The sequence below is a fragment of the Microbacterium sp. SGAir0570 genome (genome assembly GCF_005491085.2).
Lineage (GTDB): Bacteria > Actinomycetota > Actinomycetes > Actinomycetales > Microbacteriaceae > Microbacterium > Microbacterium arborescens.
Map to the genome: position 1 here is coordinate 2,286,150 of NZ_CP027929.1, position 15,244 is coordinate 2,301,393.

Here is a 15,244-nt window from a genome sequence, read left to right on the forward strand (position 1 = left end):
GTCCCGTACTCATGAGCACGGCTGGATGACCGAGTCGGCGCATCGCACATCGGACGGCCTCGTCCGTTACGTGCGGTGCGACGGATGCGGCGCCCGACGTGTGGACCTGCAGGCGACGGCATCGCGCCCGCCGGTCGCGGAAAGCGCCGAAATCGGTCAGCCGATTTCACCCGGATGAGTGAGACGCCACCATTCCGACGGCGGTTCGATGTCGCCGTCGAGCACGACCGGCACCGTGACCGACTCGGGACCGGCCGTCCACGTGATCTCACCGAGCACCTCGCCGTCGGTCCAGTCGCGTGGCTCGCGCACGTCGCCGGTGACCGCTATGGGCGTGTCGGACCAGGTGCGCAGAGACGCTCCCTTCGCCAGCACCACCCGCACCGAGCTGCCCCACGCCGTCGTGTAGATCCCGAGCTGCTGCCCGTGCTGCGCGACCGCAGTGACGTGGAACCCGTCGGCGAGACGCTGCAGAACACCGAGAACACTGGCGGCGACGCCGCGCTGGGATGAGCCGCCGAGCGCGACACCGACGACGCTCAACGGCTCGGGAAGCCCGACATCGACGGTCGCCGTGTAGAGCAGGTTCGCACCGCTGTCGTCGAGCGTGCCCGTCTTGAGCCCCGTGATCCCGCTCTGACCGAGGAGGCTGTTGGTGTTCGCCATGGCCCCCGGCCCCGGCAGATTCAGAGACGGCGTCGCGGCGATCGCTGCCACCGTCGGATGTGCCGCGGCGATGCGACCGAGTGCGATCAGGTCGCTCGGCGTGCTGGTGTTCCGGGGATCCAGCCCCGTCGGCTCGACGACCTCCGTCCGCTCCAGGCCGTTCGCCGTGAGCCACCGGTCGGCGGCGGCGCGGAAGCTCGACACCGAACCGAAGGCCCAGACGGCGATCGCCTCGGCGTAGTTGCTCGCAGACGGGATGAGCATCGTCGCCAGGGCGTCGCGCAGCGACAGCGAACTGCCGATCGGCATGGGAGCGATCGTCGCATCGCGGACGAAATACGCGTCGTAGAGGGCGTGGTCGTCACGGTCGAAGGTGAGCGTGGGCCCCCGGTCGCCATCGGCAATCGGGTAGGCGTCGAGGACCACCAGTGCCGTGATGACCTTGGTGATGCTGGCGATCGGTCGAGGGTCATCACCGCCCTCGACCATCCAGACGCCGGCCGCCGCCGAGCCGAGGTACGCCTCGGCGCCCGCAACGGACAGCGCCGCGGACCCGTCGGCCGTGAAGCCGATGTCGACGGGGGTCGGCGGCACGGGTGCTGGCGGGATCGAGACCTCCCCCGCGGCCGGCCTCAGCGGAGCCGTCAGCGCCCATGCGGCGTATCCCCCGGGCGCGCCGAGAAAGATCGCCGTCGTGATGCCCGCGGCGATCCATCCGTTCCGGCGACGGCGGCGGCGCCCGGTCGCCACCTCTTCCGCAGTCATCGAGAGCTCGGGAGCGGAGGTCGAGAAGAAGGCCCCGAAATCGTCGAGGTCGTCGCTCCCCGAGTCGCGTCGCGTCATCGCGGTCCCTTCGTCATGGCGCCCATCTTCACGCAAAACGTCATCCTCATGGATGATTCGCGACTCTCAGCGAGCCCATAGTGTTGAGGCGTTCTTGAAACAAGGGGGTTGCACGTGCACCGCAAAACACTTCGTTGGGCCGCACCGGCGGCGGTCGGCCTGGTCTTCGTCTTGGCGGGCTGCACGGCCGCGGACGGCTCCGTCGACAGCGCCGAGGATTCGCCGCTCACCGAGTACTTCTCGGCGTTCTACGGCGGCGAGATGAGCGAGGAAGAGCAGCAGGCGCAGTTCGAGACGCAGAACAAGCAGCGCGAGGAGCTCGTCGCGCAGTGCATGCAGGACGAGGGCTTCGAGTACATCCCCGCCCCCTCCACGATGACGTTCAGCTCGGGCACCGAGTGGAAGCCCGAGGACCGCGAGTTCGTGGCGCAATGGGGCTACGGTGCCGTCGAGTATCCGGACGCGGACGAGCAGCCCGAGCCCGAGCAGATGACGCCCGACCCCAACGCGGATTACGTGATGGCGCTCTCCGAGTCGGAGCAGGCCGCCTACTACGAGGCGCTGTACGGCCCGGGCCCGACCGAGGAGGAGATGTCCGAGGACGGGTCCTACGAATACAACTGGGAGACGTCCGGCTGCAACGGCTGGGCCGATCACGAGATCAACGGCGACGACCCTCTGCAGTCCGACGAGTTCGCCGACCTGATGGACGCCGTCACGAAGTTCTACGAGTCCTCGGCCACGCTTCCGGCCATGGTGGACCTCGACCGCGAATGGGCCGCGTGCATGGATGCCGCCGGGTACCCGGGATTCGCCTCGCAAGCGGATGCGCAGAACTCCATCTACGAAGAGCTGAACGGCGTCTACGAGAACTCGACCGAGACCGGCCCGGATCAGGCGACCATGGACGAGATCCACGAGCGTGAGGTCGAACTGGCTCTCGCCGACCTCGACTGCCGCAAGGAGACCGACTACCGCGCCAAGTACCAGAAGGCGCAGTTCGCCGCCGAGGAGCAGTTCATCGCCGATCACAAGACGGAGCTCGAAGCGATGAAAGCAGCGGCTGAGCAGGCTCGCCCGTGACCGCAGATCCCGCGAAGGACGGCACGACCGCGGCCGATGACTCGTTCGACGAGCTCATCGCCGACCCCGCCGCCCCCGCGCCGACCGGCGGGGGCCGGCTCGCGGTGTGGCGGTCGGTCGTCTCACGCAACCGCGTGCTCTGGATCTCCGCGGCGGTCGCCGTCGTGGCGCTCGTCGGAGGGCTGCTCGTCGGCCGGTTCGTCATGGCGCCCGCCTCGGCGGCTGCCGACGACGCGCCGGCACCCGGTCTCGTGACGGTTCCGGTGGAGTTCGGCCCCCTCAGCAACGACGTCACGATCCGCGGCGAGGTCGGGTTCGCCGACCCCGTCGAGGTGAAGATCGACACGTCCGCGATCTCGGGACCGGCCGTCGTCACCGGCCAGGTTCCGGCGCTCGGAGCCGAGCTGACCCAGCTCTCCGTCGCTCTCGAAGTGGCAGGGCGTCCCGTCATCGTGCTCCCCGGCGAGCTCCCGGCCTACCGAACCTTGCGGTTCGGCGTGGCCGGCCCCGATGTCGTGCAGTTCAAAGAGGCCATGCGCGCCGTCGGCATCGACGCCGGAGACCCGGGCAACGACGTCTTCGACGAGCAGGCCGCGACCGCGGTCACCGCGCTGTACGCGGCGGTCGGCTACACCGGCCCCGAGTCGGAGGACGACGGCGACAACGCGGTGCGTTCGGCGCAGGAGAGTGTTCGGTCCGCCGAACAGGCGCTGTCCGCGGCGCGCGCAGCGCTGGGCGCAGCGGGACGGGACGGCAACGCCATCGCGCGCGCCGACCTCGAGGTCGCGAACGCCCGTGCTGTTCTGCAGGGGGCACGCGACAACGGCGCGTCATGGGACGAGATCGTCGCAGCCCAGAACCAGGTCGCGACCGCCGAGCTCGCACGTGAGCAGCTGAACGCCGCACCCGATACGAGCAGCGAGCGGGCCGCGGTCGACGCCGCGGCGAGCCAGCTCTCGCAGGCGCAGGACGACCTCGTGCGCGCCCGCCAGCAAGCCCTGCCCGCCCTCCCCGCCGGAGAAGTGCTCTATCTGACGGAGCTGCCCCGCCGCGTCGACGCGGTGACGGCCGAACGCGGCAGCATCCTCTCCGGCGCGGCGATGACCGTGTCAGGGGCGACCGTGGCGCTGACCGGCTCCGCGGCGGAGGCGGACGCCAAGCTGCTCACGGTCGGCTCGACCGCGAGCTTCGCCCTCCCCGACGGGGCAGAACATGCCGCCACCGTCACCGCCGTGGAGGCGGGCGCGGGCGGCGAGAGTCGGTGGAAGGTGAGCCTCGAGCCGGCGGAGCTGACGCCCGAGCAGATCTCGCAGCTCCAGGGCACGAACGTGCGCGTCACGATCGCCGTCGGGGCGACGGCGGGCGACGTGCTGAGCGTTCCCGCGGCGGCGCTGACGGCTGGCCCCGGCGGCGAGACGCGCGTCGAGGTCGTCGACGGCGACCCGCGCGACCCCGATGCCCGCACCCGGCTGGTCGTCGTCGAGACCGGGCTGTCGGCCGGCGGGGCCGTCGAGGTGCGTGCCACCGAGGGCGAGCTGGCGGAGGACGATCTCGTCGTGGTCGGGCGATGACGGAGGCGGCCGCCGTCCTCTCGGACCGCTCGACGGCGCCGGACGGGAGCGACGACGTCATCCGATCGGATGAAAAACCGCCGGTTATCGAGCTGCGCGACGTGACGAGATCCTTCCCCGGGCCGCCCGAGGTGCAGGCCCTGAAGGGCATCAACCTGACGGTCTCCGACGGCGAGTACGTATCCATCGTCGGACCGAGCGGTTCGGGCAAGTCGACGATGCTCAACATCCTGGGTCTGCTCGATCGCCCGACCGTGGGCGAGTACCGCCTCGCGGGCGAGCTGACGGGCGGATATTCCGAGGACGAGCGAGCGGCGGTGCGCGCTCGTCGGCTCGGCTTCGTGTTCCAGGCGTTCCACCTGATGCCGCGGCGAACCGTGCTCGAGAACGTCTCGCTGCCGATGCTCTACAGCGGAACCCCGCGCGCGGAGCGCACCGAACGGGCACGAGCCGCGCTCGAGCGCGTCGGCCTCGGGCACCGTGTCGACTTCCGCCCTGGACTTCTCTCGGGTGGTGAGCGCCAGCGCGTGGCGGTGGCACGTGCCGTCGTGACGCAGCCGCGGGTGATCCTGGCCGATGAGCCGACCGGCAACCTCGACCAGGCCACGACGGCGGACATCATGGCGTTGTTCGAAGAGCTGAACGCGGGCGGGCTGACGTTCGTCGTGATCACGCACGACCAGGGCGTGGCCGACCGCGCGGCGCGACGTATCCGCATCGCCGACGGCCGGATGAGCGAGCTGAGCTGATGACGGGATTCTGGAAGAGGCTCCGGGCGCGGCGGTCTCGTCGCGCCGTCGATGCCGAGGCCACGACGACGGCGGTCGCCGAGGCGCGCCAGGTTCCGCGAGCCGACCGGTTCGGCTTCGGCGACCTCGTGCTCGAGGCGACGACCGACATCGGCTCACGCCCCGGCCGCCTCGTCATGACCGTCATGGGAACGGTGCTCGGCATCGGCGCGCTCGTGGCGACCGTCGGCTTCGCGCAGACAGCGGCCGGGCAGATCGCCCGACAGTTCGACGCGGCTGCTGCGACGCACCTGAGCATCGGTCCGGCCGAAGCGCAGGCTCGGGGCGGGCAGCGCGTCGCCACCGCATCGCTGCCGTGGGACGCGCCGGCACGGCTCGAGAGGCTCGCCGGCGTCGAGTCCGCCGCTGCGCTGGCCCCCGTCACTCTGCGGGAGAACTCGATCACCGCCGTGCCCATCAACGACCCTTCCATCGCGGCCTCCGCTCCCCCGGCGCTCTTCGCCGCCTCCGGCGAGATCCTCGACACGCTGGGCGGGCACATCGTCACGGGCAGATCGTTCGACGAGGGGCACGACATGCGCGGCGACCGGGTGGCGATGCTCGGCTCCCGGGCCGCGGAGCGTCTGGCGATCAACCGTGTCGACACGCAGCCGTCGGTGTTCATCGGCGGGGTGGCCTACGCCGTCGTCGGAATCTTCGACGAGCTCGACCGCCGCGCCGAGGTCGTCGATGCCGTCGTGATCCCCACGGGGGCTGCGCGGCAGGACTTCCAGCTCGCCTCGCCCGGCGACGCGATCGCGCGCATCGTGGTCGGGACCGGTCCGCAGCTGCGCGAGCAGGCCCCGCTGGCTCTCGCCCCCGACGCGGTCGACACGCTCGAGGTCAGTGCGCCGCAGGGCCGCTCAGATCTCGCGCGCGACGTGCAGGGAGACGTCAACGTGGTCTTCCTCATCCTCGGCGTCATCGTCCTGCTGGCCGGCGGGCTCGGGATCGCGAATGTGACGACCCTGTCTGTGCTCGAACGCACCGGCGAGATCGGCCTCCGTCGTGCCCTCGGGTCCACCGGGAGGCAGATCGCCGGCCAGTTCGTCGTCGAGTCGATCGTCATCGGACTGCTGGGCGGCCTGATCGGGTCGGCCCTGGGCGTCTTCGCCGTGCTGGGCGTCTCCATCGCGCAGCAGTGGTCACCGGTGCTCGATCCCTGGGTCGCTCTCGGCGGCACGGTGCTCGGAGCCATCATCGGCCTCGCGGCGGGCGGCATCCCGGCTCGACGGGCCTCGCGTATCGAACCGGTCGTGGCGCTGCGCGGCAATGCCTGACCGTTCTCGCGCATAGCGCGCACCGGGCGCGAGCGCCAGCCCTCTCCGCCGCGAATCGTGCGGGTCTACCGTTGCTGGCGGTGGGGACGGGCGAAGACGAGGACGCGGGATGATCGACGGTGTCGCGAACGATGATGCCGTGCTGCCGGGCGCCCTCCTGGCAGGCCGGTATCGGGTGGTCGAGCCGATCGGGTCGGGCGGCATGGCGCGGGTGTTCCTGGCTCGCGACGAAGCCCTCGGGCGCCCGGTCGCAGTGAAGGTCCTACGGCCCGAACTGACCGACAGCGCCGCGTCGGATCGGGCGGCGATCGAGACACGACTGCTCGCCTCGCTCAACCACCCCGGTCTGGTCACGCTGTTCGACGCGCACCTGAACGACGAACCGCGGTTCCTCGTCATGGAGCACGTGGTCGGGATGACGCTGTCGCAGCGCATCGCGGCGGGCGTCCTCGATGACGGCGAGCTGACCGCGCTCGGCTCTCAGCTCGCCGATGCCCTCCATGTGGTCCACGACGCGGGGATCGTGCATCGCGACGTGAAGCCCTCGAACATCCTCCTCGCGCGGTCGACCGTGCCCGGGGTCCCTCTGCGCGCGAAGCTCGCCGACTTCGGCATCGCGCACCTCCTCGATAGCGACCGCGTCACCTCGCCGAGCCTGCTGATCGGCACGGCCGCCTACATCGCTCCGGAGCTGTTGCACGGGGCGGATCCGGCGCCCCCATCCGATATCTACGCTCTCGGGCTGGTGCTGGTCGAGGCGGCGACGGGCGAGCGTGCGTTCGCCGGGTCCGACGGCAATCGCGGACAGCTGCTCGCGCGACTGTCGCGCGACCCCGACATGCCCATGCTTCTCGACCACCGCTGGCGCGATCTGCTGTGCGCGATGACGTCGCGCCGACCGGAGGACCGCCCGACCGCCCTCGAGGTGATGTCGAGCCTGAGCCGGCGCGCGCCCGGCACGCCGGTCGGCGCGGCGCTGGTTGCTGCCGCGGCGGAAATGAGCGGGCACGAGACGCAGGCCGCATCCCGAGCCGCTCAGGCCGATGTCGCGACGGCGACATGGCCCGTCACCGCCTCGCGAGCGATCGATGTCAGGGCCCTCGACGCGCCGGTCCCAGCGTCCGCCGCCGTGCAGGCACACGGCCCGAGCGTGGAATCGGGGACCGAGCCGATGTTCGTGGGCCCGAGTGTTCCGGCCGCTGCAGCACGGGCATCCGAGCGGCGGCCCCGGTCACGCCGTCGCCGACGTCAGCGGACGGCGATCACCGTCGGCGCCGTCTCGATCGGAGCGATCGGGGTGGCGCTCGCCGCGCACCTGATGCTGGCACCGCCGCCCACTCCTCCGACGACGGACGTCCCCGTGCCTGCGGTGGTCGAGACCCCCGCAGGCAGCCCGAGGGAAGACACGGGTGGCGTCGAGTCGCCACCGGACGAGGTGACGACGGCGACCGAGACGGTCGTCTCGTCGGACACGGGCGACGTCGCCGGCACCACGCCGCCTGCTGACACCACGCCTGCCGAGATCGCGCCTGCCGACACCACACCGCCCGAGACCATCCCGGCCGAGACCGTGCCCGTCGGGGTCACTCCGGTCGACCCGCCCGCCGGCCACGCCGAGAAGAACGGTTCGGCCCGGGGCTCCAACAGCGGCAACGGGAACGGGCCCGGTGCGAACAGCGGCAAGGGACCATCGTCGCCGGGCTCGGGCAAGCCGGAGAACCCGGGCGGCTGAGGCCTCAGCGACCGGAACCGGCGGCGAGCTCGGCTCCCGCATGCGCGAGCTCGGCAAGGGCGGCCGCGCTGGACTCCTCGGCGACACCGGCCACGAGGTCGGTGAGGATGCGCACGCGGCGACCGTGGGCGATCGCGTCCAGCGCCGATGCACGCACGCAGTAGTCGGTGGCGATGCCGACGATGTCGACGTCGACGACGCCGTGACGGGTCAGCAGGTCGGCGACGACATCCCCCTCCTCGGTCGTCCCTTCGAAGAGCGAGTACGCGGGTACGCCCTGCCCCTTCTTGACGTGATGGGTCACGGCGGAGACGTCGAGCTCGGGGTCGTACTCGGCGCCCGCCGTGTCGGCGACGCAGTGCACCGGCCAGGTGTCGACGTAGTCGGGCTCGCCGTCGGCGAAGTGCCCGCCGTTGTCATGATCGCCGTGATGCCAGTCGCGCGAGGCGACGATGATCTCGTAGTCGCCGGCGTGCTCGCGGAGGTGACGCGTGATCGCCGCAGCGACCGCGTCACCCCCGGTCACACCGAGCGCTCCACCTTCGGTGAAGTCGTTCTGGACATCGACGATGAACAGGGCACGGGTCATGCGTCGAGGGTACGCTCCGTCTCAGCGGCCCGCACGGCCCTTTCGCGACGCCACTGCTTCGACGGCCACCAGATGGCGGGGCCGATGTCGTGGGCGAGGGCCGGCACGAGGAGCGAGCGCACGACGAAGGTGTCGAGCAGGACCCCGAACGCCACGATGAAGGCGATCTGGGCGAGGAACAGGATGGGGATGACGCCGAGGGCGGCGAACGTCGCGGCGAGCACGAGACCCGCCGACGTGATGACCCCTCCTGTGGCCACGAGGCCCCGCGCGATGCCCAGACGGGTGCCGTGCGCAAGCGTCTCCTCACGCACGCGCGACATGAGGAAGATGTTGTAGTCGACCCCGAGCGCCACGAGGAACACGAAGCCGTACAGCGGGACGGCGGGATCGCCTCCCGGGAAATCGAACACGTGGTTGAACACGAGAGCGCTCACGCCCAGCGCCGTGCCGAACGACAGGATCGTGCTCAGGATCAGCAGAACCGGCGCGAGGATCGAGCGCAGCAGCAGCATCAGGATGAGCAGGATCACGACCAGGATGACCGGGATGATGACGGTCCGGTCGCGGATCGAGGTGTCGTTGGTGTCGACGTTCGTCGCGGTCGTCCCGCCCACGAGGACGTCGGGGACCTCATCGGCGAAGGCGGCCCGTAGATCGCGCACGGTCTGCTCGGCCTCGAGCGAGTCGGCCGGATCGGCCAGCGTCACCGACAGCAGAACGTCGCCCTCCGACACCGTCGGCTCGGGCGCCGGGGCGCCCGGCGGCCCAGCGGCGGCGAAGACCGGCTCGCCGTCCTCGAGCGCCACCGAGACCTGTCCCGTGGGCGAATCCGCTGCGACGGCGGCGACCGACGAGATGCCGGGATTCGCGTCGAGCACGGTGAGCGCGTCGGCGAGACGGTCCTGCGAAACGATGACGGACGCCGGGCTGCCCGAGCCCGCGGGGAAGTGTTCGGCGAGAGCCGCCTGACCGTCGCGCGCTTCCGAAGCGCCCAGCACGAGATCGCTCGAGGGGACGCCGTTCGCGTTGAGCTGCAGGACCCCCGCTGCACCGACGAGGAGGACGACCGTGCTGGCGATCCAGACCGACCGAGCGCGACGTGCGACGAAGCGCGCTTGGCGCGGCCAGAGACCGCGGACCGGTTCGCGCGGGTCGTCGGGAAGGTCGATCGCGCCGGTGCGCGGGATGAACGGCCAGAACGCGGCCCGACCGAACAGCGCCAGAAGCGCGGGCAGGAAGGTCAGCGCCGACAGCATCGAGAAGGCGATTCCGATCGAGGCGATGGGCCCGAGCGCCTTGTTGCTCGCGAGGTCGCTCAACAGCAGGCAGAGCAGGCCCGCGATCACGGTTCCTCCCGAGGCGAGGATCGGCTCGACCGCACCTTTCCAAGCGCGCAGCGTCGCCTCCCAGCGCGACGCGCCCGACCCGATCGCCTCGCGATATCGGGCCGTGTAGAGCAGGGCGTAGTCGGTCGCCGCGCCGATGACCAGGATGAACAGGATGCCTTGGACCTGCCCGTTGAGCACGACGATGTCGGCCTTCGCGAGCCACCAGACCGTCAGCAGCGCGACGCATAGCGCGAACACCGACGTGAGCAGGACCAGGATCGGCAGCAGCGGCGAACGGTAGACGACGACCAGGATGACGAACACAGCCGCGAGCGCGACGATCAGGAGCAATCCGTCGATACCGAGGAATCCCTCCGCGAGATCGGCCGTGAACCCCGCCGGGCCGGTGACCCACGCCTCGACACCCGCGGGCAGGTCCTGCTGGACGAGCCCGCGGATCTCTTCGACGATGTCGCGCACCTCCCCCGAGGCGTCGATCGGCACGAAGACCTGCACGGCGAGACCGTCTTCGGATGGGATGGGCGGCGACACCTCGCCGACCTCCTCGAGCTGACTGATGGCGGTTCCGAGTTCGCCGAGCGCTGCGAGCTGCGTCTCGTCGAGCGGATCGGAAGCCGCGGCCACCACGACCGCCGGAATCTCATCGCCGCCGGTGAAGTCGGTCAGCCGCTCGCTGACCTTCGTCGCGTCGGCGCTGGCGGGAAGGAACGAGGACTGATCGTTCGTGGCCACCTCGCTGACGCGACCGAAGTACGGTCCGCCCACCGACCCGCCGACGAGCCACACGAGGACGAGCAGGGCGGGGATGCCGATGCGCAGCCAGCGCGGGACATTTCGTTCGCTCTTCACGTAGGTAGCTTATCTAGCTAAATGTAGATGCACCAGTCCGATGGCCGACGTTGGCCCGATTCAACCGCGGGCGAAGAGGACGATCCACGACGCGACGAGCGCGGCCACACCCACGGCGAGGAATCCGGACGACAGGCCGACCAGGAGGCGATGCGCGGGCGGTCGCCGGGTCAACCGCATCCTCCCCCGCCATCCGTGTCGATACCAGATGTCTGCCCGATCGCGGCCCGCGAGGAGCGTCGCCGTGTGGTCGTCGACCCGCGCGCTGTTCGCTTCACCCTCGTCGTCGTACCAGCGCACCCAGGTGCCGTCGGGCTCGTGGTCCACGAGCGCATCCGCCGGAAGCCAGGTGCCGTCGGCGGCCCACAGCACGAGGAGCGCGACCGCGAAAAGGGCGGCGCCGCCGAATCCCGCCCAGCTGAGGATCTCGAGCACCGCGTCGAGGATCGCGTTCACGCGCGCCGCCGACTCGGGACGCGGGTCGCTCGGGTCATGCACTCAGTATGGTTGACGCCGGGCGCGGATTCACGACGGACGCAGCAGCACGGCCAGCGAGGCGAGCGTACGCTCGAGCTCGATCGAGGGCTCGAGGAGCCACTGGATCTGCAGACCGTCGGAGGCCGCGATGAGCAGGGCCGCCAGTTGTTCGGCCGGGACGTCGTCGCGAACGGTTCCCGCCCGCTGCTCCGAACGCAGGCGCTCGGTCAGCTCACGACGGATGCGCTCGAAGCGGGCCGTGAAGAACCGCTTGCCGTGCTCGCTCCCCGCTTCGAGCGCTCCGGCGACGAGGATCGAGTAGAGCTCGACGAGACCCGGGACCTCGAGGTTGTCGACCGCGGCGCGCGTCATCACGCCGACCGCCGTCTCGGGCGGAACCGGATTGCGGCGGCCGCGCTGCGTCTCGGCGTGCTCGTAGACCGCGACGAGCAGCTGCTCTCGCGACTCGAAGTAGTGCAGCAGCGCGGCGTGCGAGACCCCGATGGCCTCGGCGATGCGCCGCAGCGAGGTTCCCTGCAGGCCACGCTCCTGGAAGACCTCGATCGCGCGGTCGAGGATCTCCTGACGTCGCGCCACACCCTTGGCGTAGGCGCCCGGACGCCCCATCTCCGCGCGATCGTCGTTGCTCACACCGCGACTGTAACAAAAAACCTCCACCTGGATGTATTACGTGTTAGCGTGACGTCGTGCCACCACAGGCACCCCGCACGATGACGTACGAAAGAAGGTCGACTGTGACTCAGGTCCAGGCATCCGTCCAGCTCTATTCGCTTGCGAAGGAGTTCTCCGCCGACATGTCCGGCTCGCTGGCGAAGCTCGCCGAGATCGGATTCGCACACGTCGAGGCGTTCGACTTCGTCTCGCGCCCGACCGAGATCCGCGCGGCCCTGGATGCCGCCGGCCTCACCTCCCCCACCGGTCACGCTCCCCTGCTGACCGACGAGCTCTGGACGCCCGACGGCTCGATCCCGACGCCCGCACCCGAGGTCGTCTACGAGGCCGCGGCCACGATCGGGATGAAGACGGTCATCGACCCGTTCGTCGCGCCCGACCGCTGGCTCACCGAGGACGGCGTCGCCGACATCGCCGAGCGCCTCAACGCGCAGGCCGAGATCGCCGCCGGATTCGGCCTGAGCGTCGGCTACCACAACCACGCGCAGGAGTTCGTCGCGTCGTTCGACGGTCAGAGCGCCTACGAGCGCTTCGTCTCGCTCCTCGACGAGCGGGTCACCCTCGAGCTCGACCTCTTCTGGGCCCTCACCGGCGGGCAGGACGTCCCCGCCCTCGTGACGAGCCTCGGCGACCGGCTCATCGCCGTCCACGTCAAGGACGGCGTCGTGCCGGCATCCAACCCCTGGGCTCCGGGCGCCGAGCAGTTCGGCTCGGACAGCCTCGACCAGCGCCACGCAGGCACGGGCGATGTGCCCCTCGCCGAGTCGCTGCGCGCGGCCACCGCTCTGAAGTACGCCGTCGTCGAGTACGACAAGGCACCCGGTGACGTCTTCGCCGACGTCGCGGCCAGCCTGGCGTTCCTGCGCGAGAACGGTGTCAGCGCATGACCGGGCCCGTCGGAGTCGGTTTCGTCGGCGTCGGTGTCATCAGCGACACCTACCTCGAGAACCTGGGTTCCTTCCCCGATGTGCGCGTCGTCATCCTCGGCGACCTCGACGTCGATCGCGCCAAGGCTCAGGCCGAGAAGCACGGCGTCGCCGAATGGGGTACGACCGATGACGTCCTCGCGCACCCCGACGTCGACGTCATCGTCAACCTGACGATCCCCGCCGTTCACGTCGACATCTCCTCGCGCGCGATCGCCGCCGGCAAGCACGTCTGGACCGAGAAGCCGCTCGGCCTCGACCGCGAGAGCACGGCGGAGCTCCTGCGCCAGGCGGATGCCGCCGGCCTGCGCATCGGCTCGGCACCCGACACGCTCCTCGGCCCCGGCTTCCAGACCGCGAAGCGCGCGATCCAGAGCGGCGTCATCGGCGAGCCCATGTTCGCGTCGACGACGTTCCAGACCGTCGGTCCCGACCTCTGGCACCCGAGCCCCGCGTTCCTGTTCGCCCAGGGCGCCGGACCGCTGCTCGACATGGGTCCGTACTACTTCAGCGGTCTCGTCAGCCTGTTCGGGTCGGTCGACCGGGTCGCCGCCGTCGGACGCAAGAAGCTCGAGGAGCGCACCATTCAGGCCGGGCCCAACGCGGGCACCGTCTTCCCCGTCGAGGTGCCCACCACGATGCAGGTCATCACCGCCTTCGAGGCGGGCCAGCAGGCGGCGAGCTTGCTGAGCTTCGACTCGGCCCTCGAACGCCACGGCGTGTTCGAGGTGCACGGCACCGAGGGCTCCATCGTGCTCCCCGACCCCAACCAGTTCGAGGGGCGCATCGCCTACGTCAAGGCGCGGAAGTCGATCTCGGACGGCAACTGGGGCGAGCAGGAGTGGATCGAGATCGAGCAGGAGGGCAAGCTCACCGGCCGCGGCCTGGGCCTGCTCGACATGGTCCGCGCGATCGCGGAGGACCGGCCCCACGTCGCCACCGGCGAGCTCGGCTACCACGTGCTCGACGTCATGCTCTCGGCGCAGGAATCTGCCGCCTCGGGCGAGTTCGTCAAGGTCGCGAGCACCGTGGCGCCCGTACCCACCGTTCCGGTCGACTTCGACCCGTTCGCCGCGACGCTGTAAGCAGCGCGGCGTCCCGCACAGCGGGGACGCGAAAGGCCCGGACTCTTCGGAGTCCGGGCCTTTCGTTGTGGAGCCGCCTAAGGGAATCGAACCCTTGACCTATTCATTACGAGTGAATCGCTCTGCCGTCTGAGCTAAGGCGGCGCGCGTCGCTGTGCGATGCACGATCAGCAATGTTACATGCTCCGAGACCCCGTCGCGAACCGGCGGGGCGGCCGACGCCCTTATATCGGGAGACGCCGTGTTACGCGACGATTACTCCCCGTCCACCCGTGGCGCTTACCGTCGGAGGGCACCGCGATGAGGCGAGCGCGACCCCGGTCGCGCACGGGCGGGTCACCGCCCCGCGGTGCCCGATCCGAGGAGCACCACTCATGTCCAAGCGACTTCTGACCGCGGCCGCCCTGGCCCTCCCCCTGACCCTGCTGCTCGGCGCCTGCGCGTCGGACGCCGGCTCCGGCGACGCCGGTGACGCCGCACAGGACGGCCCGGTGCGCATCGGCGTCGTCGGCGCGGGCGACCCCTACTGGGAGACCTACAAGGAGGCCGCGGCCGACGAGGGCATCGAGGTCGACATCGTCGACTTCACCGAGTACACCCAGCCCAACCCCGCGCTCTCGGCGGGCGAGCTGGACCTCAACCAGTTCCAGCACATCATCTACCTCGCGACCTACAACGTGAACGCCGGCGACGACCTCGTAGCCGTCGGCTCGACCGCGACCTACCCGCTGGGCCTGTACTCGACGCAGTACGACTCGGTCGACGACATCCCCGAAGGCGCCACCGTCGCCGTCCCCAACGACGAGAGCAACCAGGCCCGCGGCCTGCTCGTGCTGCAGGCCCAGGGCCTCATCGAGCTCAAGGACGGCGGCACCGTGTTCTCCACGACGGCGGACGTCGAGCCCGGCTCGAAGGTCAAGGTCGAGGCTCTCGACGCCGCCCTGACCGCGACGTCGCTGCCCGATGTCGCCGCCGCGATCATCAACAACGACTTCGTCGAGGATGCCGGACTGAAGTTCGACGACGCGCTCGCGACCGACGACCCCAGCGACCCGAGCGCGCAGCCGTACATCAACATCTTCGCCGCCAAGGCCGAGGATGCCGACAACCCGACCTACCAGAAGCTCGTCGAGATCTTCCAGGACACCCAGGCGGTCACCGACGGACTGCAGGAGGCGTCCGGCGGCTCGGCCGTGCTCGTGAAGACGCCGAAGGACGAGCTCGCCTCCGCCCTGAAGCAGGTCGAGGACGACATCCGCGCCAACCAGTGACATCATGCGTGTGCGGCCCGCCCCACCGGACGGGCCGCA

General features: G+C 70.4%; 13 protein-coding genes and 1 tRNA gene. 8 read left to right on the top strand and 6 right to left on the bottom strand.

From position 1 onward, the window contains the following. Positions 1-156: 156 nt before the first annotated feature. The gene (locus tag C1N74_RS10910) at positions 157-1,509 is read right to left on the bottom strand and encodes a D-alanyl-D-alanine carboxypeptidase family protein (RefSeq protein WP_137750529.1); all 1,353 of its coding nucleotides are present in this window, start codon (positions 1,507-1,509) and stop codon (positions 157-159) included. A gap of 114 nt (positions 1,510-1,623) precedes the next feature. On the opposite strand from C1N74_RS10910, the gene C1N74_RS10915 reads away from it, so the two are divergent. From C1N74_RS10915 to C1N74_RS10935, 5 genes are all read left to right on the top strand, one after another. Next, a complete protein-coding gene (locus C1N74_RS10915) occupies positions 1,624-2,592 on the top strand; it encodes a hypothetical protein (protein WP_023954991.1) in 969 nt (322 codons plus the stop codon). After that, entirely contained in the window at positions 2,589-4,163 is a 1,575-nt protein-coding gene (locus C1N74_RS10920) for a hypothetical protein (RefSeq protein WP_023954993.1), read from the top strand. The genes C1N74_RS10915 and C1N74_RS10920 overlap by 4 nt, the downstream gene beginning before the upstream one ends. 101 nt (positions 4,164-4,264) lie before the next feature. Continuing rightward, positions 4,265-4,912 (top strand): ABC transporter ATP-binding protein, encoded by a 648-nt coding sequence (locus C1N74_RS10925; protein WP_375538044.1) that lies wholly within the window; start codon positions 4,265-4,267, stop codon positions 4,910-4,912. Beyond that, the gene (locus tag C1N74_RS10930) at positions 4,912-6,231 is read left to right on the top strand and encodes an ABC transporter permease (protein ID WP_137750530.1); all 1,320 of its coding nucleotides are present in this window, start codon (positions 4,912-4,914) and stop codon (positions 6,229-6,231) included. Before C1N74_RS10925 ends, C1N74_RS10930 begins: the two co-directional genes overlap by 1 nt. A 109-nt stretch (positions 6,232-6,340) precedes the next feature. After that, complete coding sequence (locus C1N74_RS10935; RefSeq protein ID WP_137750531.1) at positions 6,341-7,963, top strand: serine/threonine-protein kinase; 1,623 nt, start codon at positions 6,341-6,343, stop codon at positions 7,961-7,963. A gap of 4 nt (positions 7,964-7,967) precedes the next feature. On the opposite strand, the gene C1N74_RS10940 is transcribed toward C1N74_RS10935, so the two are convergent. Genes C1N74_RS10940 through C1N74_RS10955 form a run of 4 tightly spaced genes read right to left on the bottom strand, consistent with a single transcriptional unit; the run spans position 7,968 to position 11,857 of the window. Continuing rightward, positions 7,968-8,552 carry an isochorismatase family protein gene (locus C1N74_RS10940; RefSeq protein ID WP_023955001.1) on the bottom strand — a complete coding sequence of 195 codons (585 nt, stop codon included), beginning with the start codon at positions 8,550-8,552 and terminating at the stop codon, positions 7,968-7,970. Continuing rightward, on the bottom strand, positions 8,549-10,753 hold the full coding sequence (locus tag C1N74_RS10945; RefSeq protein ID WP_258317916.1) for an efflux RND transporter permease subunit: 2,205 nt from the start codon (positions 10,751-10,753) through the stop codon (positions 8,549-8,551). The genes C1N74_RS10940 and C1N74_RS10945 overlap by 4 nt, the downstream gene beginning before the upstream one ends. A gap of 60 nt (positions 10,754-10,813) precedes the next feature. Continuing rightward, positions 10,814-11,251 carry a hypothetical protein gene (locus C1N74_RS10950; protein ID WP_023955005.1) on the bottom strand — a complete coding sequence of 146 codons (438 nt, stop codon included), beginning with the start codon at positions 11,249-11,251 and terminating at the stop codon, positions 10,814-10,816. A 27-nt stretch (positions 11,252-11,278) separates the two neighbouring features. Then, entirely contained in the window at positions 11,279-11,857 is a 579-nt protein-coding gene (locus tag C1N74_RS10955) for a TetR/AcrR family transcriptional regulator (protein ID WP_071919331.1), read from the bottom strand. 188 nt (positions 11,858-12,045) lie between these two features. Here C1N74_RS10955 and C1N74_RS10960 point away from each other — a divergent pair, with 188 nt between their 5' ends. Both C1N74_RS10960 and C1N74_RS10965 read left to right on the top strand, forming a co-directional pair. Beyond that, complete coding sequence (locus C1N74_RS10960) at positions 12,046-12,810, top strand: sugar phosphate isomerase/epimerase (RefSeq protein ID WP_181405603.1); 765 nt, start codon at positions 12,046-12,048, stop codon at positions 12,808-12,810. Next, positions 12,807-13,934 carry a Gfo/Idh/MocA family protein gene (locus C1N74_RS10965; protein WP_064955044.1) on the top strand — a complete coding sequence of 376 codons (1,128 nt, stop codon included), beginning with the start codon at positions 12,807-12,809 and terminating at the stop codon, positions 13,932-13,934. Before C1N74_RS10960 ends, C1N74_RS10965 begins: the two co-directional genes overlap by 4 nt. 68 nt (positions 13,935-14,002) lie before the next feature. On the opposite strand, the gene C1N74_RS10970 is transcribed toward C1N74_RS10965, so the two are convergent. Beyond that, positions 14,003-14,078: transfer RNA gene (locus C1N74_RS10970), tRNA-Thr, on the bottom strand. 230 nt (positions 14,079-14,308) lie between these two features. On the opposite strand from C1N74_RS10970, the gene C1N74_RS10975 reads away from it, so the two are divergent. Then, complete coding sequence (locus C1N74_RS10975; RefSeq protein ID WP_023955012.1) at positions 14,309-15,205, top strand: MetQ/NlpA family ABC transporter substrate-binding protein; 897 nt, start codon at positions 14,309-14,311, stop codon at positions 15,203-15,205. The last annotated feature ends 39 nt before the right edge of the window (positions 15,206-15,244 follow it).